Raw genomic sequence first — 21,540 nt, 5'->3', positions numbered from 1 at the left:
TCCAGGTTCAGCCGAGAACGGTCTGCGCGATGATGTTGCGCTGAACTTCGTTCGAGCCGCCGTAGATGGTGGTCTTGCGCATGTTGAAGTACGTCGCCGCCAGCGGCGCCAGCCCCAGCGCGCCGCCGGGGAAGTCGCCCTGCCAGCCCGCCGCCATCGCTTCCTTGATGAAGGGCACGCTGTACGGGCCGCCCGCCAGCATCATGAGTTCGGTGTAGCGCTGCTGGATCTCGCTGCCCTTGATCTTCAGGAGCCCCGCGATGTCCAGCGCGTTCTTGCCCGACTTCTCGGCCGACAGCACGCGCAGCACCAGCATCTCCAGCGCGACGATGTCCACTTCCAGCTTGGCGATCTCGTCGCGGAAGCGCTGGTCGTCATAGACGTTCTCGGCCTTGGCGATGCGCTTCAGGCGTTCCAGTTCGCGCTTGGCGCGGTTGACGTCGGCGATGTTGGTGCGCTCGTGCGACAGCAGGTGCTTGGCGTAGGTCCAGCCCTTGTTCTCCTCGCCGATCAGGTTCTCGGCGGGCACTTCCACGTTGTCGAAGAAGACTTCGTTCACCTCGTGGCCGCCGTCCAGCATGATGATCGGGCGCACGGTGACGCCCTTGGACTTCATGTCCAGCAGCAGGAAGGAGATGCCGGTCTGCGGCTTGCCTTCGGTGCTGGTGCGCACCAGGTTGAACATCCAGTCGCCGTACTGGCCCAGCGTGGTCCAGGTCTTCTGGCCGTTGACGATGTACTTGTCGCCCTTGCGCTCGGCGCGCGTCTTCAGTGAGGCGAGGTCCGAGCCCGAGCCGGGCTCGCTGTAGCCCTGGCTCCACCAGACTTCGCCGCTGGCGATGCCGGGCAGGAAACGCTTCTGCTGTTCGGCGTTGCCGAAAGCCATGATCACCGGCGCCACCATCACCGGGCCGAACGGCACGATGCGCGGCGCGCCGGCCAGGGCGAGTTCTTCCTCGAACAGGTGCTTCTGCACCGCGTTCCAGCCCGGGCCGCCGAATTCCTTGGGCCAGCCGTAACCCAGCCAGCCCTTCTTGCCCAGGATCTTGGCCCAGCGCTGCATGTCCTCGCGCGTCAGGTGCAGGCTGTTGTGCACCTTGTCCGAAATCTCCTTGGGCAGGTTCTCGCGCACCCAGGCGCGAATGTCTTGCCGGAACTTCTGTTCCTCGGGCGTGAAGGCCAAATCCATGGTGGGTGCTCTCCGCGTGATGCGATCAACCCGGGTTTCTAGCACGCCCGTGCTTTTCTTTCTGTCCGAGTCGCGACAAACGGGATAATCCCGGGCTTCCCATGAAGAACATCGTGATCCTCATCTCCGGAGGCGGCTCGAACATGGCCGCGATCGTGCGGGCCTCGCGTCAGCGCGGCTGGGCGGAGCGCCTGGGTGCGCGGGTGGCCGCGGTCATCAGCAACCGGGCGGACGCCGGCGGCCTTTCTTTCGCGCGCGAGCAGGGCCTGGCCACGGCGGTGGTGGACCACAAGCCGTTCCCGTCGCGCGAGGCGTTCGAGGCGGAGTTGGTCAAGGCCATCGACGCCCACCAGCCCGCGCTGGTGGTGCTGGCCGGGTTCATGCGCATCCTCACGCCGGGGTTCGTGGCGCACTACGAGGGCCGGCTGCTCAACATCCATCCCTCGCTGCTGCCGGCTTTCCCGGGCCTGCACACGCACCGCCGCGCCATCGAAGCGGGCTGCCGTGTCGCGGGCGCCACCGTGCACCAGGTGACGGCCGAGCTGGACCACGGTCCCATCCTCGACCAGATCGCGGTTCCCATCCTGCCGGACGACACGGAAGAGTCGCTGGCCGCGCGCGTGCTGACGCAGGAGCACCTGGTGTATCCGCGCGCCGTCGAATCGTTTTTCCACCAGGGCGCCTGAGCGATGCATCCGAAAGCCGTGCTGGACGCCTGCGCCGACCTGCTGGAGCAGGTGCTGCGCTTCGACCACCCCGCCGACGCCGTGGTGTCGCGCTACTTCCGCGAGCACCGCTCGCTGGGTCCGCGCGAGCGCGCGACGTTGGCCGAAACCACGTACGCCGTGCTGCGGCGCAAGCTGCTGTTCGACCACTTCGCGCCGTCCGGCAGCGGGCCCAAGGCGCGGCGGCTGGCCATCCTGGGGTTCCAGGGGCCGCGCGATTTCCTGGCCGCCGCGCTGAACGCGCAGGAGAAAGACTGGCTCGCCCAGTGCGACGCCATCGACGCGAACGGCCTGCTCGAGCGGCATCGCCACAACCTGCCCGAGTGGCTGGCGCAGCCGCTGAAGGAGCAGCTGGGCGAGGCGTTCTGGCCGCTGGCCGAAAGCCTGAACGAACCCGCGCCGCTGGACCTGCGCGTGAATGCGTTCACCGACAAGCGCGACGACGTGCGCCACGAACTGGAACTGGCCGGCGTGAAGGCCCGGCCAACGCCGTATTCGCCGTGGGGCCTGCGGCTGGACGGCAAGCCCGCCATCAACAAGCTGGACGCTTTCGCGCGCGGCGCGGTGGAGGTGCAGGACGAAGGGTCGCAGCTGCTGGCGCTGCTGCTGGACGCCAAGCGCGGCGAGATGGTCGTGGACTTCTGCGCCGGCGCCGGCGGCAAGACGCTGGCCATCGGCGCGGCCATGCGCAACACGGGGCGGCTGTACGCGTTCGACACCTCGGCGCATCGCCTGGATGCGCTCAAACCCCGCCTGGCGCGCAGCAAGCTCAGCAACGTGCACCCGGCCGCCATCGCGCATGAGCGCGATGAACGCGTCAAGCGGCTGGCCGGCAAGATCGACCGGGTGATCGTCGATGCGCCGTGCTCGGGCCTGGGCACCTTGCGCCGCAATCCCGACCTGAAGTGGCGGCAGAGCCCGCAGGCCGTGCAGGAAATGACCGTGAAGCAGGCCGCCATCCTGCGCAGCGCGGCCCGATTGCTGAAGCCCGGCGGGCGGCTCATCTATGCCACGTGCAGCGTGCTGCGTGCGGAAAACGAAGACATCGCGGAGGCTTTCACCGCCGAAGCTCAGCAGTTCAGGCCGCTGGCGGTGGCCGAACTGCTGGGTTCGGCCAAGGTCGCTGACGATCGACTGACGAGCGGCGGGCCCGACGGCGGCCTGTACCTGCGACTTTGGCCGCACCGGCACGGCACGGACGGCTTTTTCGCCGCGGCGTGGCAGAAAAGTTGACGCGGATCAGCTTATCGGCGCCTTAGGGCGAATCATTGGCTTGACAGGAACCCCCGGCCCTAGAATCGCTCGGATGGGTTGCGGCACCCCTTTCTTTCGCCGCGCCTGCTGAAAGAGAGAACCGAGCTTTATGTTGCTTCCCGACTGGGCCGTGCTGAACGCGGCGATCGACTGGCTGGCCCACGGCCTGTGGGACCTGCACTGGTGGCAGATCGTCCTGTACACGCTGTTCACCACCCACATCACCATCGCCGCGGTCACCATCTTCCTGCACCGCACGCAGGCGCACCGCGCGATGGACCTGGGCCCCATCCCGTCGCACTTCTTCCGCTTCTGGCTGTGGCTGGGCACCGGCATGGTGACCAAGGAATGGGTCGCCATCCACCGCAAGCACCACGCCAAGTGCGAGACCGAGGACGACCCTCACAGCCCGCAGACGCGCGGCATCGACACCGTGCTGTGGCGCGGCTCCGAGCTGTATCGCGCCGAAGCCAAGAACCAGGAGACGCTGGCCAAGTTCGGCCATGGCGTGCCCAATGACTGGATCGAGCGCAACCTGTACACCCGCTACAGCTGGCAGGGCGTGGGCCTGACGCTGCTGATCGACCTGGCCCTGTTCGGCGCCATCGGCGCGGCGGTGTGGGCGGTGCAGATGCTGTGGATCCCCATCACCGCGGCCGGCATCATCAACGGCATCGGCCACTACTGGGGCTACCGCAACTTCGAGGCGCCCGACGCCAGCACGAACATCTCGCCCTGGGGCGTGATCATCGGTGGTGAGGAACTGCACAACAACCACCACACGTACCCCACGTCGGCCAAGTTCTCGGTCAAGAAGTACGAGTTCGACATCGGCTGGGTCTACATCACGCTGATGCAGCGCATCGGCTGGGCCAAGGTCAAGAAGGTGCCGCCGAAGCTGCGCCTGGGCGAGATCAAGCCGGTGGCCGACGAGAAGACGCTGGAAGCGCTCATCGCCCACCGCTACGAGGTGATGGCGGGCTACGCGCGCGAGATGCGCCGCGCCTGCAAGGACGAGATCGCCGTGCTGAAGGAAAAGGGCGCCGACCTGTCGCCGCTGAAGTCCGCCAAGCGCTGGCTGCACCGCGACGACGACCGTGTGCCGGCGTCGGCCCGCCCCAAGCTGGCGCAGGCGCGTGCGGAGCACCCGGTGCTGGACCAGATGGTCACCATGCGCGAGGAACTGCGCCAGATGTGGCTGAACACCTCGCACTCGCGCGAACAGCTGGCCGCCGACCTGCAGGCCTGGTGCCATCGCGCCGAAGAGAGCGGCATCGAGGCGCTTCAGCGCTTCTCGCTCAAGCTGCGCTCCGCGCACGCCTGAAGCGGCGCCTCCCTAGCCCCACAGCAGCCTGCGGCCCCAAAGCCGCAGGCTGTTTCGTTTGGGGGGCGCGGTTTCGCCACCGGCTTCGCGTGCCGCCATGAACCGTCCGTGGCCCTTCACGAGGGCTTCCGCGGTGAAGATGCCCGCTCCCGCCGCCCGCAGCGATTGGCCCGCGTGGAGCACCCGTGCCGGCATGGGGATGGCGCCGCCGGTGAATTGCACGCGCACCGACCCCGCCGCACAAAAGAACTCGTCACCGGTTGAAGCCGGCCGCACCAGTTGTTGGCCCCGGGCGAGCCGCCATTCAGCGTCCATCGCCGGCCTCCGCTTGCAGCGCGACCGCCAGTTCGATCTCCACCGAAGCGCTCTTGGGCAACTGCGCGACGCCGACCGACGTGCGCGAGTGGCGTCCCGCCTGCGGACCCAGCACCGAATACAGCACCTCGGACGCGGCATCGCCCACTTCGCTGTGGCCACCGAAGTCCGGCGCGCTGTGCACGTACACGCCCATGCGCAGCACCTGCGCGATGCGGTCCAGGCCGCCGGCGGCCTGCCGCACCAGGATCAGCGCGCGCAGTGCCGAAACGCGCGCGCCTTTCTTCGCCAGCTCCAGCGGGGCCTGGTCGGGCACGCGGCCGACGGCGATCACTTCGTTGCCCACGCGGGGCACCTGGCCGCTGACCCAGGCCGTGCCGTTGTGCACCACCACCGGCGTGTAGATGCCGCCGATGCGCTGCTCGGCGTCGGGGTCCAGGCCCAGCTCATGGGCTAGACGGAAGAGGGTGGCTTCACGATCGGCGATCATGGGAATCCTTCGGGAAGGCAGGTTGGAGAGGCGGAACAGACGATAGGCCTGAGGCCGGAACCCGAACAGCCACAGCGGAAGCGGCTGCCCGAGGCATCAGAAGCGGTTTCCACCCTCTGTTCTGGTTCAATCATGGCTTTCGTGTATCTGTTCTGACCCACCGGAACAGGCGACGATTTCCGCCGGAGAACCTGATGACCCCTGCCGCCGGCCCCCTGTACCAGCAACTCGCCTCGCACTACGGCCAGGCGATCGAGAAAAACACGCTGCGCACCGGCATGCGCATGCCTTCCGTGCGCGAGCTGATGCGCCGGCACCGCATCAGCCTGTCGACCGCGCTGCAGACGCTGCGGCTGCTGGAAGAGCGCGGCTGGCTGGAGGCGCGTCCGCGCGTGGGCTACTTCGTGCGCGGCATCGCGGTGCCGCCACTGGAGGAAGTGGCGGACGCCGACCTGAGCGCGCCGTTGGAAGCGGTCGCGGGCGCCCATCCTTTCGCCGGCATCAACGAGCGCATCTCGGTGCTGGTGGAAAGCGCGCGCCGCGCCGACGTGAAGGTGGACCTGGGCGGCGCGACGCCGGGGCCGGAACTGTTCGACACGGCCTGGTTGAACAAGACCGCCATCGCGCTGCTGCGCGAGCAGCCGAACCTGCTGGCGCAGAGCCGGTCCACCGCGACCACGCACCCGGACTTCCAGGCCGCGATGGCACTGCGCGCGCTGGACGCGGGCATCCGCGTGGCGCCGCACCAGGTGCTCGCGACCGTCGGCAACACCGAGGCCATGCACCTGGCGTTGACGGCTGTCTGCCAGCCGGGCGACGTGGTGGCGGTGGAATCGCCCACCTACTACGGGCTGCTGCAGGGCGTGGAATCCTTGGGGCTGAAGACGCTGGAGATTCCGTGCAGCCAGGCCAGTGGCATCTCACTGGAGGCGCTGGACCTGGCCGTGCGCACGCAGCCGCGCCTGCGCGCGGTCGTCGTCGTGCCGGACCTGCAAATGCCGCTGGGCACGCTGATGCCCGACGCGCAGAAGGCGGCGCTGGCCGCGTTCTGCCGCACGCACGACCTGGCGCTGGTGGAGGACGACTCGTACCGGCCCTTCGTCGAGGCGAACGAGCGGCCGCGGCCGATCAAGAGCTGGGACACCAGCGGGCACGTCGTGTACTGCGAGTCGCTCAACAAGACGCTGGCGCCCGGCCTGCGCCAGGGCTGGATGAGCGCTGGCCGCTGGCACGAGCGCATCCAGATGCTGAAGTTTGCGCAGAGCCGCAACACGCCCGCGTTCTCGCAGCTGCTGGCGGCGCGCTGGGTGGGGGCCCCGGCTTTCGAGCGTCACCTGCAACGCCTGCGCCCGCGGCTGCGCGTGCAGCGGGAACAGGCGGCGCAGGCGATCGCGCGCCATTTCCCCGCGGGCACGCGGCTGCGCCTGCCGCCGGGCGGCCTGAGCCTGTGGGTGCAATTGCCGGCCGGCGTGCGTTCGTCGGTGCTGTTCCGCGAGGCGCTGCGCGAAGGCATCCGCATCGCGCCCGGCGCGATGTTTTCCAACACCGACCGTTACGAGCACTTCATCCGCGTGAGCTGCGCGCAGGCATTCACCGAGCAGACCGACGAGGCGTACCGAGTGCTGGGGCGGCTGGCGGCGGCGCAGGCGGCCGTGTAGGAAAAAGGAAAAGCCCCGCGATGCGGGGCTTTCCTGGGTCCCCGCCTTCGCGGGGACTGAAATGACCGCGCGCCGGGGCGCGCTCACATCACTTCAGCTTGGTCTCTTTGTACTCGACGTGCTTGCGCGCCTTCGGGTCGAACTTCATGATCGACATCTTCTCGGGCATCGTCTTCTTGTTCTTGTTCGTGGTGTAGAAGTGGCCGGTGCCCGCGGTGGACTCCAGCTTGATCTTCTCGCGGCCGCCTTTGCTTGCCATGGTCGTGCTCCTTGCGAATTAAGCCTGGCCGCGGGCCCGCAGGTCCGCCAGCACGGTTTCGATGCCCTTCTTGTCGATCAGGCGCAGGCCGGCGTTGGAAATGCGCAGGCGCACCCAGCGGTTCTCGCTCTCGACCCAGAAACGGCGGTATTGCAGGTTCACTTCGAACCGGCGCTTGGTCTTGTTGTTGGCGTGGGAAACGTTGTTCCCGACCATCGGGCCCTTGCCCGTCACTTCGCAGACGCGTGCCATGACGCACTCCAATCATCAACGGCGGCCACTGGACGGCACCGGATCGCTGATTGCGTCCCGGGGCCTCGCGGCCGCCTCACCTCGCCAGAAAGGGTGGCGGTAGCCCATCGGCCGCCCCGCGCCTTCCCAGGCGCACGAGCAGCAAAGCCCGCGATTATAGCAGGCGGGATTACTCTTCCTGCTCCAGGAACCGCTGGGCGTCCAGGGCGGCCATGCAGCCGGTGCCGGCGCTGGTGATGGCCTGGCGGTACACGTGGTCCTGCACGTCGCCGGCGGCGAACACGCCGGGCACGCTGGTCATGGTGGCGAAACCCTGCAGCCCCGATTTCGTGAGGATGTAACCGTCCTTCATCTCCAGCTGGCCGTGGAAGATGTCGGTGTTGGGGTGGTGGCCGATGGCGACGAAGAAGCCCTGGGTCTTCAGGTCCTCGGTGCTGCCGTCGCGCGTGTCCTTCAGGCGCACGCCGGTGACGCCGGAGTCGTCGCCCAGCACCTCGTCCACCTGCTTGAACAGCTTCAGTTCGATCTTGCCGGCCGCTACCTTCTCCATCAACTTGTCCACCAGGATCGGCTCGGCGCGGAACTTGTCGCGGCGGTGGATCAGGTAGACCTTGCTGGCGATGTTCGACAGGTACAGCGCCTCTTCCACGGCGGTGTTGCCGCCGCCGACCACGCAGGTGACCTGCTCGCGGTAGAAGAAGCCGTCGCAGGTGGCGCAGGCGCTGACGCCCTTGCCCATGAACTTCTGCTCGGACTCGATGCCCAGGTACTTCGCCGATGCGCCCGTGGCAACAATCAGCGCGTCGCACGTGTAGGTACCGCTGTCGCCGGTGAGCGTGAAGGGGCGCTTGCCGAAGTCGACCTTGTTGATGTGGTCGAACACGATCTCGGTCTTGAAGCGCTCGGCATGCTCCAGGAAACGCTGCATCAGCTCGGGGCCCTGCACGCCGTTGACGTCGGCCGGCCAGTTGTCCACCTCGGTGGTGGTCATGAGCTGGCCGCCCTGTGCGATGCCGGTGATGAGGAGAGGCTGCAGGTTGGCACGGGCCGCGTAAACGGCGGCGGTATAGCCGGCGGGACCGGAGCCGAGGATCAGGACTTTTGCGTGGCGGGTGTTCATTGCGTGCTGTGCCCGTGTGGGAAAGATCACGGGCCGGTGTACATTTCGGGGCGGAAAACGCCAGTATCAAGCACCGGCGAAGCCCTTGGTGCCAGCGCGTTTCAATCCTGCCGATTGTAAGAACCGACTGCGCAAGGGCCTGCCCCCGCGGGCTTTGGAGGGAACTGGATGTCGATGCTGTCGAACCTGGAACTGATCCGCCGGGTGCCATTGTTCGCGCTTCTGACATCCAACCAGGCCGAAGCCGTCGCCGACGCCGTCGTCAAGCGCCGCTTCAAGCGCGGCGAGACGGTGGTGGAGCAGGGCGAAAAGTCCAACACCCTCTTCATCATCCTCACGGGCCGTGTGCGCGTCGTCACCTCCGACAAACGCGGCCGCGAGGTCATCCTCGCCACGCTGAATCCCGGCGACTACATCGGCGAGATGAGCCTGATCGACAACGAGCCGCATTCGGCCACGGTGCGCGCCGAAGTGCAGACCGACATGCTGGCCCTGGGCCGCGCGGAATTCGCGCGCTGCCTGCCGGAGAACAGCTCGATGGCCTACGCCATCATGAAGGGCCTGGTGCAGCGCCTGCGAAACGCCGACCGCAAGATCGAGTCGCTGGCGCTGATGGACGTGTACGGCCGGGTGGCGCGCGCGCTGATGGAATTCGCGGCGCCCGATCGCGACGGCAACAACGTCATCCGCGAGCGCATCTCGCGCCAGGACATCGCCAAGATGGTCGGTGCCTCGCGCGAGATGGTCAGCCGCGTGATGAAGGACCTGGAAGACCGCGGCTTCATCGAGACGCGCGAAGACGGCTCGATGCTGGTGCGCGACCGCCTCAGCACGCTCGGCTGAAACATTCGCTTGCCCGCCGTTGCGCGGGCGTCACGCCACCCGCCTTCGCGCGGACCGGCAGTGGTGAACGGCTGGGGCAGCCGCTAAGCTTCGAAGCGGATGACGTATTCGCTCAACACCTTCACCGCCGGTGGCCCGATGCAGGCCGGCGTTCCCCGTCCCGCCGCCCGCTTCATGAGCGAGATCGCCCTGGTGCTGGGCGCCGCGGCGCTGCTGTTCTGGCTGCTCGCGCTGGCGAGCTATTCGCCGATGGACCCGGCCTTCTCCACCTCCGGCGCCGGCGCCGGCGGCCCGCCGCGCAACTGGGGCGGCCGCCTCGGCGCCTGGCTGGCGGACGGCAGCTATTTCCTCCTCGGCTTCTCCGTGTGGTGGTGCTTCGCCGCCGCCGTGCGCGCCTGGCTGTCCACGCTGGCGCACTGGATGCGTGGCAGCGAACCGCCCGCGGGCGGCTTCACGCGATCGAAGCTCGCGTTCTGGATCGCGATGGCGGTGCTGCTGTGCGCCAGCACCGGCCTGGAATGGTCTCGCCTCTATCGCTTCGAGCCCCGCCTGCCGGACCACGCCGGTGGCGCGCTCGGCTGGCTGGTCGGCCCCGCCGCGACCAAGTGGCTGGGGTTCACCGGCTCCGGGCTGGTGTTCGTCGCGCTGGTGGTGGTGGGCGCCGCCGTGGTGTTCCGCTTCTCGTGGACCCACCTGGCCGAACGCATCGGCGCGCGCATCGAAGGTTTCGTCGATTCGCGGCGCGAGAAGCGCGAGATCGCGCAGGACGTGGCGCTGGGCCAGCAGGCCGCGCGCGAGCGCGAAGAGACGGTGCAAGTTGAACGCGTCGAGATCGAGGAGCACCACCCGACCCCCGTGCTGATCGAGCCGGTGCTGGTGGACATCCCCAAGAGCGAGCGCGTCGTCAAGGAAAGGCAGAAGCCGCTCTTCACCGAGCTGCCGGACAGCAAGCTGCCGCAGGTGGACCTGCTGGATGGCGCGCCTTCGCGGCAGGAATCGGTGTCGCCCGAGACGCTGGAGATGACCTCGCGGCTGATCGAGAAGAAGCTGAAGGACTTCGGCGTCGAGGTGCGCGTGGTGCTGGCGCAGCCCGGCCCGGTGATCACGCGCTACGAGATCGAGCCGGCCACGGGCGTGAAGGGCTCGCAGATCGTCAACCTGGCCAAGGACCTGGCGCGGTCGCTGTCGCTGGTGTCCATCCGCGTGATCGAGACCATCCCCGGCAAGAACTACATGGCGCTGGAACTGCCCAACGCCAAGCGGCAGTCCATCCGCCTGTCGGAGATCCTGGGCTCGCAGGTCTACAACGAAGCCAAGTCGATGCTGACCATGGGCCTGGGCAAGGACATCGTCGGCAACCCGGTGGTCGCGGACCTTGCCAAGATGCCGCACGTGCTGGTGGCCGGCACCACCGGCTCGGGCAAGTCGGTGGGCATCAACGCGATGATCCTGTCGCTGCTGTACAAGGCCGAAGCGCGCGACGTCCGTCTGCTGATGATCGACCCGAAGATGCTGGAGATGTCGGTCTACGAGGGCATCCCGCACCTGCTGGCGCCCGTGGTCACCGACATGCGCCAGGCCGCGCACGGCCTGAACTGGTGCGTGGCCGAGATGGAGCGCCGCTACAAGCTGATGAGCAAGCTGGGCGTGCGCAACCTCGGCGGCTACAACGCCAAGATCGACGAAGCCAAGGCGAAAGAGCAGTTCATCTACAACCCGTTCAGCTTGACGCCCGACAGCCCGGAACCGCTGGAGCGGCTGCCGCACATCGTGGTCATCATCGACGAGCTGGCCGACCTGATGATGGTGGTCGGCAAGAAGATCGAGGAGCTGATCGCCCGCCTGGCGCAGAAGGCGCGGGCGGCCGGCATCCACCTCATCCTGGCCACGCAGCGGCCCAGCGTGGACGTGATCACCGGCCTCATCAAGGCCAACATCCCGACCCGCATCGCATTCTCGGTGGGCTCCAAGATCGACAGCCGCACCATCCTGGATCAGATGGGCGCGGAAGCGCTGCTGGGCATGGGCGACATGCTCTACATGGCCAGCGGCACCGGCCTGCCCATCCGCGTGCACGGCGCGTTCGTCAGCGACGACGAGGTGCATCGCGTGGTGGCTTACCTGAAGGAGCAGGGCGGCGAACCCAACTACATCGAAGGCGTGCTGGAAGGCGGCACGGTCGACGACGAAGGCAGCGGCCTGGGCGACCTGCTGGGCGAAGGCGGCGGCGAGAAGGACCCGATGTACGACCAGGCGGTGGAGGTGGTGCTGAAGAACCGCAAGGCCAGCATCTCGCTGGTGCAGCGTCACCTGAAGATCGGCTACAACCGCGCCGCGCGTCTGGTGGAAGACATGGAAAAGGCGGGCCTGGTCAGCGCCATGAACGGGCAGGGCCAGCGCGAAATCCTGGTTCCCACCCGCGCCGAGTAAATCGCTGGCAAAGTCGGGCGGCGAAACATTCGCAAGCGAACTTCGCCGCTTGCGGCTGACCCAACCTTTATGAAGAAGACTCTTTCTGTCCTGCTGCTGGGCTTCGCGGCCGCCGCCGCGCATGCCGGCGGCCTGGAAGCGCTCGAAAACTTCGTCAAGACCGCGCGCAGCGGCAAGGCCGAGTTCACCCAGGTGGTGACCGCGCCCCCGCGCGACGGGCAGGCGGCGCGCAGCCGCACGTCCGGCGGCACCTTCGAATTCAACCGGCCCAACCGCTTCCGCTTCGACTACCTGAAGCCGTTCAAGCAATCCATCGTGGCCGATGGCCAGACGCTGTGGATGTACGACGCCGACCTCAACCAGGTCACCGCGCGCAAGCAGGAAGCGGTGCTGGGCAGCACCCCGGCCGCGGTCATCGCGGCGGCGCCCGACCTGGGCGCGCTGCGGCGCGACTTCAACCTGGAAGCCGCGCCCGACAAGGACGGCCTGCAGTGGGTGCAGGCCACGCCCAAGGCCAAGGAAGGCCAGCTCAACCAGGTGCGCATCGGCTTCCGCGGCAACGACCTGGCCACGCTGGAGATCCTGGACGGCTTCGGCCAGCGGTCGGTCATGACCTTCGACAAGCTGCAGCTGAACACCGCGATCCCCGGCGAGACCTTCCAGTTCAAGCCGCCGCAAGGCGCCGACGTCGTCCGCCAGTGACCCGCCGCACGGCCGCCCGCGGATGAGGCGGCCCTAAACTCGCTTCGTGCCCCAAGCCACCGCCGCCCTCCACGTTCCGCTGGCCGAGCGCCTGCGCCCGCGCTCGCTGGGCGAGGTGGTCGGCCAGCAGCACCTGCTGGGCGAGGGCATGCCGCTGCGCATCGCGTTCGAATCGGGCCAGCCGCACAGCTGCATCCTGTGGGGGCCGCCCGGCACGGGCAAGACCACCATCGCGCGGTTGATGGCGGACGCTTTCGACGCGCAGTTCATCGCCATCAGCGCGGTGCTGGGCGGCGTGAAGGACATCCGGGAAGCCGTCGATGCGGCGCAGAAGGCGCGCGACGGCCTGCAGCAGCAGCGCACCATCGTCTTCGTCGACGAGGTCCACCGCTTCAACAAGAGCCAGCAGGACGCTTTCCTGCCGCACGTGGAATCGGGGCTGTTCACCTTCATCGGCGCCACTACCGAAAACCCTTCGTTCGAGGTGAACTCCGCGCTGCTGTCGCGCGCCGCGGTGTACGTGCTGCAGCCGCTGACCGAAGCCGACCTGGAGCAGATCGTCGGCAAGGCGCAGGCGATCGGCGCGGTGCCGGCGCTGGAAGACGCGGCCCGCGCGCGCCTCATCGCGTATGCCGACGGCGATGCGCGCCGGCTGCTGAACACGCTGGAAACGCTGGCCGTCGCCGCTCAGAAGGAGAAGCTGGCCGCCATCACCGACGAGTGGCTGCTGCGGGTGCTGGGCGAGCGCATGCGCCGCTACGACAAGGGCGGCGAACAGTTCTACGACACCATCAGCGCGCTGCACAAGTCGGTGCGCGGGTCCGACCCGGACGCCGCGCTCTACTGGTTCGTGCGGATGCTGGACGGTGGCGCCGACCCGCGCTACATGGCGCGCCGCATGATCCGCATGGCGACGGAAGACGTCGGCCTGGCCGACCCGCGCGCGTTGCGCCTCGCGCTGGATGCCGCCGAAACCTACGAGCGCCTGGGCTCCCCCGAAGGCGAACTCGCGCTGGCCGAATGCGTGGTCTACCTGGCAATGGCGCCCAAGTCCAACGCGGTCTACGCCGCGTTCAACGAAGCCAAGGCTTTCGTGAAGAGGGATGGCACCCGCCCGGTGCCGATGCACCTGCGCAATGCGCCCACGAAGCTGATGAAGGACCTGGATTACGGCAAGGGCTACCGCTATGTCCATGATGAGGAAGGCGCGTTCGCGGCGGGCGAGAACTACCTGCCGGAAGGCATGGACCCGCCGGGGTTCTACCGCCCGGTGGAGAGGGGCCTTGAAATCCGCATCGCCGATAAGTTGCGCGAGCTCAGGGCACTCAATCATCAGCGCCGCTGATCCCCCATGAATCGCCCGCCCGCTTGTCGGCGGGCGAGGGAAAACCCCGTCCTACTGTCGAGGGCCGGCGAAAAACCGCTGGCTACAATCGCTGCGCTTACGAACCCGTCCTGCATGCATGGCGGGTTTTTTGCTAGTTGGCGGGAAGGCCCACAAGGCCTGCCCGCCGGCCCTGGAGGTCCGAGAGAGAACCAGCGGGCGACCGGCGCAAGCGGCCGGGGAATGAAACGGAGAACTCGTTATGGAAATCCTGCTGCAACAGATCATCAACGGTCTGGTCCTCGGCAGCATGTATGCCCTGGTGGCCCTTGGCTACACCATGGTGTACGGCATCATCAACCTGATCAACTTCGCGCACGGTGAGGTACTGATGGTGGGCGCGCTCACCAGCTGGGCCATCATTGTCACGGCCCAGGACGCCATGCCCGGCATACCCGGCTGGCTGCTCCTGCTGGTGTCCACCATCATCGCGTGCGTGGTGGCGGCGGCGCTGAACTTCACGATCGAGAAGATCGCCTACCGGCCGCTGCGCAACAGCCCCAAGCTGGCGCCGCTGATCACCGCCATCGGCATGTCGATCCTGCTGCAGACACTGGCGATGATCATCTTCAAGCCGAACTACAAGCCGTACCCGACGCTGCTGCCCGCGGCGCCCATCCAGGTCGGCGGCGCGGTGATCACCGCCACGCAGATCATGATCCTGGGCCTCACGGCGGTGTCGCTCGCGGCGCTGACCTACCTGGTGGGCTACACCAAGCTGGGCCGCGCGATGCGCGCCACGGCCGAGAACCCGCGGGTCGCGGCGCTGATGGGCGTCAAGCCCGACATGGTGATCTCGGCCACCTTCATCATCGGCGCCGTGCTGGCCACGCTGGCCGGCGTGATGTACGCGTCCAACTACGGCACCGTGCAGCACACCATGGGCTTCCTGCCCGGCCTGAAGGCCTTCACCGCCGCGGTGTTCGGCGGCATCGGCAACCTGGCCGGCGCGGTGGTCGGCGGCATCCTGCTCGGCCTGATCGAAGCCATCGGCTCGGGCTACATCGGTGTTCTCACCGGCGGCGTGCTGGGCAGCCATTACGCCGACATCTTCGCCTTCATCGTGCTGATCGCGGTGCTCACGCTGCGCCCCTCGGGCCTGCTGGGCGAGCGCGTGGCCGACCGCGCCTGAGGAGCAGACGATGGAAAAGCAAAAGAAGCTCGCCATCCTCGCGGTCTCCGCGGTCGCCCTGCTGGTGCTGCCGCTGCTGCTGCAGATGGCCGGCAACTTCTGGGTCCGCATCGCCGACGTCGCGCTGCTCTACGTGATGCTGGCGCTGGGCCTGAACATCGTGGTGGGCTACGCCGGCCTGCTCGACCTGGGCTTCGTCGCCTTCTTCGCCATCGGCGCGTACATGTACGGCCTGATGGCGTCGCCGCACCTGTCGTCCACCTTCGAGTGGTTCGCGGCCACCTTCCCGGACGGGCTGCACACGTCGATCTGGCTGGTCATCCCGCTGGGCGCGGCACTGGCGGGCACCTTCGGCATCCTGCTGGGCGCCCCCACGCTGAAGCTGCGCGGCGACTACCTGGCCATCGTGACGCTGGGCTTCGGCGAGATCATCCGCGTGTTCCTGAACAACCTGGACCACCCGGTCAACCTGACCAACGGCCCCAAGGGCCTGGGCCAGATCGACTCCATCACGCTGCTGAAGTTCGACTCGCTGGGCATCAAGGGCCTGAACCTGGGCCGCCGGCTGGACATCGGCGACTTCACGGTGTCCAGCGTGACCCTGTACTACTACCTGTTCCTCGCGCTGGCGGTGCTGAGCGTCATCATCTGCCACCGGCTGGAGGTGTCGCGCGTCGGCCGCGCCTGGATGGCCATCCGCGAAGACGAGATCGCCGCCAAGGCCATGGGCATCAACACGCGCAACATGAAGCTGCTGGCCTTCGGCATGGGCGCCACCTTCGGCGGCGTCTCCGGCACCATGTTCGCGGCCTTCCAGGGCTTCGTCTCGCCGGAATCGTTCTCGCTGATGGAGTCGGTGATGATCGTCGCCATGGTGGTGCTGGGCGGCATCGGCCACCTGCCGGGGGTGATCCTGGGCGCGGTGCTGCTGTCGGCGCTGCCCGAAGTCCTGCGCTGGGTGTCCGGCGCGCTGGACCTGCAGGCGGCCACCGGCGGCCGGCTGGATCCCGCCATCCTGCGCCAGCTGCTGATCGCGCTGGCGATGATCATCGTGATGCTGCTGCGCCCGCGCGGCCTGTGGCCTTCGCCGGAGCACGGCAAGTCGCTGCAGAAGAACGGCAAGAGCGGGAGCGCGGCATGAGCGACACCGTCCTGAACGTCGGCGGCATCTCCAAGCGGTTCGGCGGCCTGCAGGCGCTGTCGGACGTCGGCCTGACCATCCAGCGCGGCCAGGTGTACGGCCTGATCGGCCCCAACGGCGCCGGCAAGACCACGTTCTTCAACGTCATCACCGGCCTGTACACGCCCGACAGCGGCACGTTCGAGCTGGCGGGCAAGCCCTACCAGCCCACCGCGGTGCACGAAGTCGCCAAGGCGGGCATCGCGCGCACCTTCCAGAACATCCGCCTCTTCGCCGACATGACGGCGCTGGAGAACGTGATGGTGGGCCGCCACATCCGCACCGGCTCGGGCCTGCTCGGCGCGGTCTTCCGCACGAAACACTTCGTGCAGGAAGAGCGCGAGATCGCCAAGCGTGCGCAGGAACTGCTGGACTACGTGGGCATCGCCAAGTACGCCGACTACAAGGCGCGCACGCTGTCTTACGGCGACCAGCGCCGGCTGGAGATCGCCCGCGCGCTGGCGACGGACCCGCAGCTGATCGCGCTGGACGAGCCTGCCGCCGGCATGAACGCCACCGAGAAGGTGCAGCTGCGCGAACTGATCGACCGCATCCGCAAGGACAACCGCACCATCCTGCTGATCGAGCACGACGTGAAGCTGGTCATGGGCCTGTGCGACCGGGTGACCGTGCTGGACTACGGCAAGCAGATCGCGGAAGGCACTCCCGCCGACGTGCAGAAGAACGAGAAGGTGATCGAGGCTTACCTCGGCACCGGAGGACATTGAGATGGCGGAAGTTCTGCTCAACGTCAGCGGCCTGAAGGTCGCATACGGCGGCATCCAGGCCGTCAAGGGCGTGGATTTCGAAGTGCGCGAGGGGGAGCTGGTCACGCTGATCGGCTCCAACGGCGCCGGCAAGACCACCACGATGAAGGCCATCACCGGCCTGCTGCCGCTGGCCGGCGGCGACATCCAGTACCTGGGAAAGAGCATCCGCGGCCGCGGTGCCTGGGACCTGGTGAAGCAGGGGCTGGCCATGGTGCCGGAAGGCCGCGGCGTGTTCACGCGCATGACCATCACCGAGAACCTGCAGATGGGCGCGCACATCCGCAACGACACGGCGGAGATCGCGCGCGACATGGACAAGGTGTTCGGCATCTTCCCGCGCCTGAGGGAACGCCGCGACCAGCTCGCCGGCACCATGTCGGGCGGCGAGCAGCAGATGCTGGCGATGGGCCGCGCGCTCATGAGCCGCCCGCGCGTGCTGCTGCTGGACGAGCCTTCGATGGGCCTGTCGCCCATCATGGTCGACAAGATCTTCGAGGTGGTCCGCGAAGTGCACGGGCAGGGCGTGACCGTCTTCCTGGTCGAGCAGAACGCCAGCCGCGCGCTGCAGATCGCCGACCGTGCCTACGTGATGGAATCGGGCGTCATCACCATGAGCGGGGAAGCCAAGCAGATGCTCAGCGACCCGAAGGTGCGCGCCGCCTACCTGGGCGAGTAACGCGCCTTTCCCGGGAAGGCAGTCATGGTGCGCGTCGGGCTCATCTCCGACACCCACGGCCTGTTGCGCGAACCGGTGCTGGACTGGCTTCGCGGCAGCGACCTGATCCTGCATGCCGGCGACATCTGCGATGCGCCGGTGCTGGAAGCCCTGGCGCGCATCGCGCCGGTGACGGCCGTCCGCGGCAACAACGACTGGGGCGCCTGGGCCGGCAAGCTGTCCGAAGCCGAGCTGATCACCATCGAAAGCGTGCCGGTGTTCGTGGTGCACGACCTGTCGCACCTTGGCCGCCACGCGCGCGCCCGCGCGGCCCGCGTGGTCGTCTCCGGCCACTCGCACAAGCCGAAAGTGGAAGAGCGCGACGGCGTCCTGTTCGTCAATCCGGGCAGCGCGGGACCGCGGCGCTTCAGGCTGCCGATCGCCGCGGGCGAACTGCGCATCGATGGAACGCAGGTCCGCGCGCACGTGGAGCATTTCGCCGCGTGACGCGCGCGGCGGTGTCGCGCGCCCGATGCGCCGTCTGCGCCATGTGCCGCTGCGCAGGCCGCCGAAGAATGTCCGCATGGACACTTCCTCCCTCACTTTCTTCGCCGTCATCGGCTTCCTCGCTGTCGCCGTGCCGCCGGCGCTCTGCACCGTCGTCTGCGGCTGGCTGTTCGTCCGATTGCGGACGCACCGCATCGGCGGCCTGGCCGCCGCGGGCGTGCTGCTCGCCGCGATGGCCGTGGGCGTAGCATTGAGCGCCATGCTGATGCAGTTCGAAGCGCCTTATCTGCGCGGGGACGGCGGCGTGGCCGTGGCGCTGGTCCCGTTGTTCGGCGGCCTGCTGGAACTCGGTGTCGCCGCGCTGTTCCTGCTGGCGCTGCTGTTTTCGCCGCTCTGGCCCCAACCCGGAAAGGAAACCGGAACTTGATCCTGGAAGCCGCACCGCTGCAAGTCCGCCCCGGCCAGCAAGCCGCGTTCGAGGACGCCTTCCGCCAGGCGCAGGCCATCATCTCCTCGATGCCCGGCTACCGGTCGCACGAGCTGCAGCGCTGCATCGAGCGCCCGTCCGAGTACCTGCTGCTGGTTCGCTGGGACACGCTGGAGGCGCACACCGTGGGCTTCCGCGGCTCGACCCAGTACCAGGATTGGAAGCGGCTGCTGCACCACTTCTATGATCCGTTTCCCGTGGTGTCGCACTACGAAGCCGTCGCCGGCGTGCGCTGAAGCGCGCTTCGGGTTCACCCCCAGCGCCGGCGCGGTGCCCGGCATCACACTTGCATCCGCGATCCGCGCACCAGCATTGCCCCCATGGAAACCAAGTGGCTCGAGGACTTCGTCAGCCTCGCCGAAACCCGCAGCTTCAGCCGCTCCGCGCAACTGCGGCACGTCACGCAGCCGGCGTTCTCGCGCCGCATCCAGGCGCTGGAAGCCTGGGCCGGCACCGACCTGGTGGACCGCAGCTCGTACCCGACACGCCTGACGCCGGCCGGCGAGACGCTGTATTCGCAATCGCTGGAGATGCTGCAGTCGCTGCAGACCACGCGCGCCATGCTGCGCGGCCACTCGGCGGCGGGGCAGGACGTCATCGAGTTCGCCGTGCCGCACACGCTGGCCTTCACCTTCTTCCCGGCCTGGGTGTCCAGCCTGCGCGAGAAGTTCGGCCCCATCAAGAGCCGCCTGATCGCGCTGAACGTGCACGACGCGGTGATGCGCCTGGTGGAAGGCGGCTGCGACGTGCTGATCGCCTACCACCACGCCTCGCAGCCGCTGCAGCTGGATGCCGACCGCTACGAGATGGTCACGCTGGGGCAGGAAGTGCTGGCGCCGTACTGCCGCCCGGACGCCGCAGGCGAACCGATGTTCAAGCTGCCCGGCCGTGCGGGCCAACCGCTGCCCTACCTGGGCTACGCCCCGGGCGCCTACCTGGGCCGGGTGACCGACCTCATCCTCAAGCAGGCGCCCACCGCCATCCACCTCGACCGTGTGTACGAAACCGACATGGCCGAAGGCCTGAAGGTGATGGCGCTGGAAGGGCACGGCGTCGCCTTCCTGCCGCACAGCGCGGTGAAGAAGGAACTGCGGTCCCGCCGCCTGGTGCCGGCCGCGCCCCCGGGTTTGGGTTCGCTGGAGCTGGCCATGGACATCAGGGCCTACCGCGAAAAGCCCTCCGGCCGCGAGGCGCCCAAGCGCACTGCGCAGGCGCTGTGGGCCTACCTGGCCTCGGGGCACGCCGGGACGGCTTGAACCTGTCACCGGCGGGTCATAAACTTTTTGCATAACGCGGCGCCCAAACGGCATTGGCCCGCGTGTAACCCCGCCGCTACAGTTCGCGCCACTTTTCGCAGCACCCTCAATCCCATGTCCGCCAGCTACCGCACCGAGCACGATTTCCTGGGCGAGAAACAGATTCCCGGCGACGCCTACTGGGGCGTGCACACGGCCCGGGCGGTGGAGAACTTCCCGATCTCCGGCACACCGGTGTCGGCCATGCCCGAGCTGATCCGCGCTTTCGGCTACGTGAAGAAGGCCACCGCCCGCGCCAACCTCGAGCTGGGCGTGCTGGACGAGGCCCGCGTGTTCGCCATCATGGGCGCCTGCGAGCAGCTGATCAGCGGGCAGCACCACGACCAGTTCGTGGTGGACGTCATCCAGGGCGGCGCCGGCACCTCCACCAACATGAACGCCAACGAGGTGATCGCCAACCTCGCGCTGGAGCGCATGGGGTTCGACAAGGGGCGCTACGACGTGCTGCACCCCAACGACCATGTCAACGCCTCGCAGAGCACCAACGACGTCTATCCCACCGCGGTGCGCCTGGCCCTGTGGTTCGGCCTCGACCGCCTGCTCGATTCCATGGCTTTCCTGCGCAACGGCTTCGAGGCCAAGGCGGAGGAATTCAAGGACGTCCTGAAGATCGGCCGCACCCAGCTGCAGGACGCGGTGCCCATGACGCTGGGCCAGGAGTTCTCCACCTACGCGGTGATGATGGGCGAGGACGAGGCCCGGGTGCGCGAAGCGCGCGCGCTGATCCAGGAAGTGAACCTGGGCGCCACCGCCATCGGCACCGGCATCAACTCGCCGGCCGGCTACGCCGACCTGGCCTGCCAGCACCTGGCCGAGATCAGCGGCGTGCCGGTGATCAAGTCGCCCAACCTGGTGGAAGCCACGCAGGACACCGGCGCCTTCGTGCAGCTGTCGGGCGTGCTCAAGCGCGTGGCCACCAAGCTGTCCAAGACCTGCAACGACCTGCGCCTGCTGTCCAGCGGACCGCAGGCCGGCTTCGGCGACATCAAGCTGCCGGCGCGGCAGGCCGGCTCGTCCATCATGCCGGGCAAGGTGAACCCGGTGATCCCGGAAGTGATGAACCAGGTCGCCTTCGAGGTGATCGGCAACGACGTCACCGTCACCATGGCTTCGGAGGCGGGCCAGCTGCAGCTCAACGCCTTCGAGCCGGTCATGGGCTGGAGCCTTTACAAGAGCATCCAGCACCTGTCCAACGCGTGCCTCACGCTGCAGGCCAACTGCGTGGCCGGCATCGAGGCCAACCACGACCTGCTGGCGCGCCGCGTGCGCGAATCGGTGACGCTGGTCACCGCGCTCAACCCGATCATCGGCTACGAGAAGGCCGCACTGATCGCCAAGACCGCCATCGCCACCGGCGCGGCGATCGACGAAGTGGCGCAGTCGCTGGGCATCATGACGCGCGAGGAAGTGGAAGCGCTGCTCGTGCCGGAGAAGCTGACGCAGCCCTTGCGCCTGGAAGCCGGCGGCCAGGGCAAGGCATGAAGCGTGCTTGCCGGGTGCATGCCGGAGGGGCAGGGTCATTCAGGGTATTCCCCGAACGCCGTCCCT

General features: G+C 67.9%; 23 protein-coding genes. 17 read left to right on the top strand and 6 right to left on the bottom strand.

All coding sequences use genetic code 11. From position 1 onward, the window contains the following. Positions 1-7 precede the first annotated feature (7 nt). On the bottom strand, positions 8-1,189 hold the full coding sequence (locus EZ216_RS15125) for an acyl-CoA dehydrogenase family protein (RefSeq protein ID WP_135250619.1): 1,182 nt from the start codon (positions 1,187-1,189) through the stop codon (positions 8-10). A gap of 101 nt (positions 1,190-1,290) precedes the next feature. Here EZ216_RS15125 and purN point away from each other — a divergent pair, with 101 nt between their 5' ends. The 3 genes from purN (at position 1,291) to EZ216_RS15110 (ending at position 4,492) form a co-directional block, all read left to right on the top strand. Beyond that, the gene (gene purN / locus EZ216_RS15120) at positions 1,291-1,875 is read left to right on the top strand and encodes a phosphoribosylglycinamide formyltransferase (RefSeq protein WP_135250618.1); all 585 of its coding nucleotides are present in this window, start codon (positions 1,291-1,293) and stop codon (positions 1,873-1,875) included. Between the two features lie 3 nt (positions 1,876-1,878). After that, positions 1,879-3,147 (top strand): RsmB/NOP family class I SAM-dependent RNA methyltransferase, encoded by a 1,269-nt coding sequence (locus EZ216_RS15115; RefSeq protein WP_135250617.1) that lies wholly within the window; start codon positions 1,879-1,881, stop codon positions 3,145-3,147. 130 nt (positions 3,148-3,277) lie between these two features. Continuing rightward, on the top strand, positions 3,278-4,492 hold the full coding sequence (locus EZ216_RS15110; RefSeq protein WP_135250616.1) for a DesA family fatty acid desaturase: 1,215 nt from the start codon (positions 3,278-3,280) through the stop codon (positions 4,490-4,492). A gap of 12 nt (positions 4,493-4,504) precedes the next feature. Here EZ216_RS15110 and EZ216_RS15105 read toward each other — a convergent pair whose 3' ends face one another. Together EZ216_RS15105 and EZ216_RS15100 are read right to left on the bottom strand one after the other, a co-directional pair. Then, the gene (locus EZ216_RS15105; RefSeq protein ID WP_135250615.1) at positions 4,505-4,807 is read right to left on the bottom strand and encodes a ParB N-terminal domain-containing protein; all 303 of its coding nucleotides are present in this window, start codon (positions 4,805-4,807) and stop codon (positions 4,505-4,507) included. After that, positions 4,797-5,297, bottom strand: coding sequence for a RidA family protein (locus EZ216_RS15100; RefSeq protein WP_135250614.1), 501 nt, complete (start codon positions 5,295-5,297; stop codon positions 4,797-4,799). The genes EZ216_RS15105 and EZ216_RS15100 overlap by 11 nt, the downstream gene beginning before the upstream one ends. A 194-nt stretch (positions 5,298-5,491) precedes the next feature. Here EZ216_RS15100 and EZ216_RS15095 point away from each other — a divergent pair, with 194 nt between their 5' ends. Beyond that, on the top strand, positions 5,492-6,955 hold the full coding sequence (locus tag EZ216_RS15095) for an aminotransferase-like domain-containing protein (protein WP_135250613.1): 1,464 nt from the start codon (positions 5,492-5,494) through the stop codon (positions 6,953-6,955). An 88-nt stretch (positions 6,956-7,043) separates the two neighbouring features. Here the strand turns inward: EZ216_RS15095 and rpmG are convergent, their stop codons facing one another. From rpmG to trxB, 3 genes are all read right to left on the bottom strand, one after another. Next, the gene (rpmG, locus tag EZ216_RS15090; RefSeq protein WP_135250612.1) at positions 7,044-7,214 is read right to left on the bottom strand and encodes a 50S ribosomal protein L33; all 171 of its coding nucleotides are present in this window, start codon (positions 7,212-7,214) and stop codon (positions 7,044-7,046) included. Between the two features lie 18 nt (positions 7,215-7,232). Then, a complete protein-coding gene (gene rpmB, locus EZ216_RS15085) occupies positions 7,233-7,466 on the bottom strand; it encodes a 50S ribosomal protein L28 (RefSeq protein WP_135250611.1) in 234 nt (77 codons plus the stop codon). A 169-nt stretch (positions 7,467-7,635) separates the two neighbouring features. After that, a complete protein-coding gene (gene trxB / locus EZ216_RS15080) occupies positions 7,636-8,586 on the bottom strand; it encodes a thioredoxin-disulfide reductase (RefSeq protein WP_135250610.1) in 951 nt (316 codons plus the stop codon). Between the two features lie 168 nt (positions 8,587-8,754). Here trxB and EZ216_RS15075 point away from each other — a divergent pair, with 168 nt between their 5' ends. The 13 genes from EZ216_RS15075 to EZ216_RS15015 all read left to right on the top strand — a co-directional run bounded on the left by EZ216_RS15075 (position 8,755) and on the right by EZ216_RS15015 (position 21,474). Next, on the top strand, positions 8,755-9,429 hold the full coding sequence (locus tag EZ216_RS15075; RefSeq protein WP_135250609.1) for a Crp/Fnr family transcriptional regulator: 675 nt from the start codon (positions 8,755-8,757) through the stop codon (positions 9,427-9,429). Between the two features lie 99 nt (positions 9,430-9,528). Beyond that, positions 9,529-11,859: a DNA translocase FtsK gene (locus EZ216_RS15070; RefSeq protein ID WP_135250608.1), complete on the top strand. Its 2,331-nt coding sequence runs from the start codon at positions 9,529-9,531 to the stop codon at positions 11,857-11,859. 69 nt (positions 11,860-11,928) lie between these two features. Then, on the top strand, positions 11,929-12,561 hold the full coding sequence (gene lolA / locus EZ216_RS15065) for an outer membrane lipoprotein periplasmic chaperone LolA (protein WP_135250607.1): 633 nt from the start codon (positions 11,929-11,931) through the stop codon (positions 12,559-12,561). Positions 12,562-12,607: 46 nt separating this feature from the next. Continuing rightward, positions 12,608-13,906, top strand: coding sequence for a replication-associated recombination protein A (locus EZ216_RS15060; RefSeq protein ID WP_135250606.1), 1,299 nt, complete (start codon positions 12,608-12,610; stop codon positions 13,904-13,906). A gap of 241 nt (positions 13,907-14,147) precedes the next feature. Then, positions 14,148-15,077 carry a branched-chain amino acid ABC transporter permease gene (locus EZ216_RS15055; protein WP_135250605.1) on the top strand — a complete coding sequence of 310 codons (930 nt, stop codon included), beginning with the start codon at positions 14,148-14,150 and terminating at the stop codon, positions 15,075-15,077. Positions 15,078-15,087: 10 nt separating this feature from the next. Next, positions 15,088-16,218 (top strand): ABC transporter permease subunit, encoded by a 1,131-nt coding sequence (locus EZ216_RS15050; protein WP_135250604.1) that lies wholly within the window; start codon positions 15,088-15,090, stop codon positions 16,216-16,218. Further along, positions 16,215-16,985, top strand: a complete 771-nt coding sequence (locus tag EZ216_RS15045; protein ID WP_135250603.1) for an ABC transporter ATP-binding protein — start codon at positions 16,215-16,217, stop codon at positions 16,983-16,985. The genes EZ216_RS15050 and EZ216_RS15045 overlap by 4 nt, the downstream gene beginning before the upstream one ends. Before the next feature lies 1 nt (position 16,986). Continuing rightward, positions 16,987-17,703, top strand: coding sequence for an ABC transporter ATP-binding protein (locus EZ216_RS15040; RefSeq protein WP_135250602.1), 717 nt, complete (start codon positions 16,987-16,989; stop codon positions 17,701-17,703). A gap of 24 nt (positions 17,704-17,727) precedes the next feature. Beyond that, complete coding sequence (locus EZ216_RS15035; protein WP_135250601.1) at positions 17,728-18,189, top strand: metallophosphoesterase family protein; 462 nt, start codon at positions 17,728-17,730, stop codon at positions 18,187-18,189. Between the two features lie 76 nt (positions 18,190-18,265). Next, complete coding sequence (locus tag EZ216_RS15030) at positions 18,266-18,616, top strand: hypothetical protein (protein WP_135250600.1); 351 nt, start codon at positions 18,266-18,268, stop codon at positions 18,614-18,616. After that, positions 18,613-18,912, top strand: a complete 300-nt coding sequence (locus tag EZ216_RS15025) for an antibiotic biosynthesis monooxygenase family protein (protein WP_135250599.1) — start codon at positions 18,613-18,615, stop codon at positions 18,910-18,912. Before EZ216_RS15030 ends, EZ216_RS15025 begins: the two co-directional genes overlap by 4 nt. An 84-nt stretch (positions 18,913-18,996) precedes the next feature. Continuing rightward, complete coding sequence (locus EZ216_RS15020; RefSeq protein WP_135250598.1) at positions 18,997-19,932, top strand: LysR substrate-binding domain-containing protein; 936 nt, start codon at positions 18,997-18,999, stop codon at positions 19,930-19,932. Between the two features lie 114 nt (positions 19,933-20,046). Then, positions 20,047-21,474 (top strand): aspartate ammonia-lyase, encoded by a 1,428-nt coding sequence (locus tag EZ216_RS15015; RefSeq protein WP_135250597.1) that lies wholly within the window; start codon positions 20,047-20,049, stop codon positions 21,472-21,474. Positions 21,475-21,540 lie beyond the last annotated feature (66 nt).

This window comes from Ramlibacter humi (assembly GCF_004681975.1).
Lineage (GTDB): Bacteria > Pseudomonadota > Gammaproteobacteria > Burkholderiales > Burkholderiaceae_C > Ramlibacter > Ramlibacter humi.
The sequence above is the reverse complement of the archived record's forward strand: the minus strand, read 5'-3'. Positions and strand labels throughout refer to the sequence as shown.

Coding starts and splice junctions, on each gene's coding strand:
- EZ216_RS15040 (WP_135250602.1), top strand. CDS start 16,987: ATGGCGGAAGTTCTGCTCAACGTCAGCGGCCTGAAGGTCGCATACGGC.
- EZ216_RS15050 (WP_135250604.1), top strand. CDS start 15,088: ATGGAAAAGCAAAAGAAGCTCGCCATCCTCGCGGTCTCCGCGGTCGCC.
- EZ216_RS15075 (WP_135250609.1), top strand. CDS start 8,755: ATGTCGATGCTGTCGAACCTGGAACTGATCCGCCGGGTGCCATTGTTC.
- EZ216_RS15015 (WP_135250597.1), top strand. CDS start 20,047: ATGTCCGCCAGCTACCGCACCGAGCACGATTTCCTGGGCGAGAAACAG.
- EZ216_RS15110 (WP_135250616.1), top strand. CDS start 3,278: ATGTTGCTTCCCGACTGGGCCGTGCTGAACGCGGCGATCGACTGGCTG.
- EZ216_RS15020 (WP_135250598.1), top strand. CDS start 18,997: ATGGAAACCAAGTGGCTCGAGGACTTCGTCAGCCTCGCCGAAACCCGC.
- lolA (WP_135250607.1), top strand. CDS start 11,929: ATGAAGAAGACTCTTTCTGTCCTGCTGCTGGGCTTCGCGGCCGCCGCC.
- EZ216_RS15115 (WP_135250617.1), top strand. CDS start 1,879: ATGCATCCGAAAGCCGTGCTGGACGCCTGCGCCGACCTGCTGGAGCAG.
- rpmB (WP_135250611.1), bottom strand. CDS start 7,466: ATGGCACGCGTCTGCGAAGTGACGGGCAAGGGCCCGATGGTCGGGAAC.
- purN (WP_135250618.1), top strand. CDS start 1,291: ATGAAGAACATCGTGATCCTCATCTCCGGAGGCGGCTCGAACATGGCC.
- EZ216_RS15100 (WP_135250614.1), bottom strand. CDS start 5,297: ATGATCGCCGATCGTGAAGCCACCCTCTTCCGTCTAGCCCATGAGCTG.
- rpmG (WP_135250612.1), bottom strand. CDS start 7,214: ATGGCAAGCAAAGGCGGCCGCGAGAAGATCAAGCTGGAGTCCACCGCG.
- EZ216_RS15105 (WP_135250615.1), bottom strand. CDS start 4,807: ATGGACGCTGAATGGCGGCTCGCCCGGGGCCAACAACTGGTGCGGCCG.
- EZ216_RS15045 (WP_135250603.1), top strand. CDS start 16,215: ATGAGCGACACCGTCCTGAACGTCGGCGGCATCTCCAAGCGGTTCGGC.
- EZ216_RS15030 (WP_135250600.1), top strand. CDS start 18,266: ATGGACACTTCCTCCCTCACTTTCTTCGCCGTCATCGGCTTCCTCGCT.
- EZ216_RS15035 (WP_135250601.1), top strand. CDS start 17,728: ATGGTGCGCGTCGGGCTCATCTCCGACACCCACGGCCTGTTGCGCGAA.
- EZ216_RS15070 (WP_135250608.1), top strand. CDS start 9,529: ATGACGTATTCGCTCAACACCTTCACCGCCGGTGGCCCGATGCAGGCC.
- EZ216_RS15095 (WP_135250613.1), top strand. CDS start 5,492: ATGACCCCTGCCGCCGGCCCCCTGTACCAGCAACTCGCCTCGCACTAC.
- EZ216_RS15055 (WP_135250605.1), top strand. CDS start 14,148: ATGGAAATCCTGCTGCAACAGATCATCAACGGTCTGGTCCTCGGCAGC.
- EZ216_RS15125 (WP_135250619.1), bottom strand. CDS start 1,189: ATGGATTTGGCCTTCACGCCCGAGGAACAGAAGTTCCGGCAAGACATT.
- trxB (WP_135250610.1), bottom strand. CDS start 8,586: ATGAACACCCGCCACGCAAAAGTCCTGATCCTCGGCTCCGGTCCCGCC.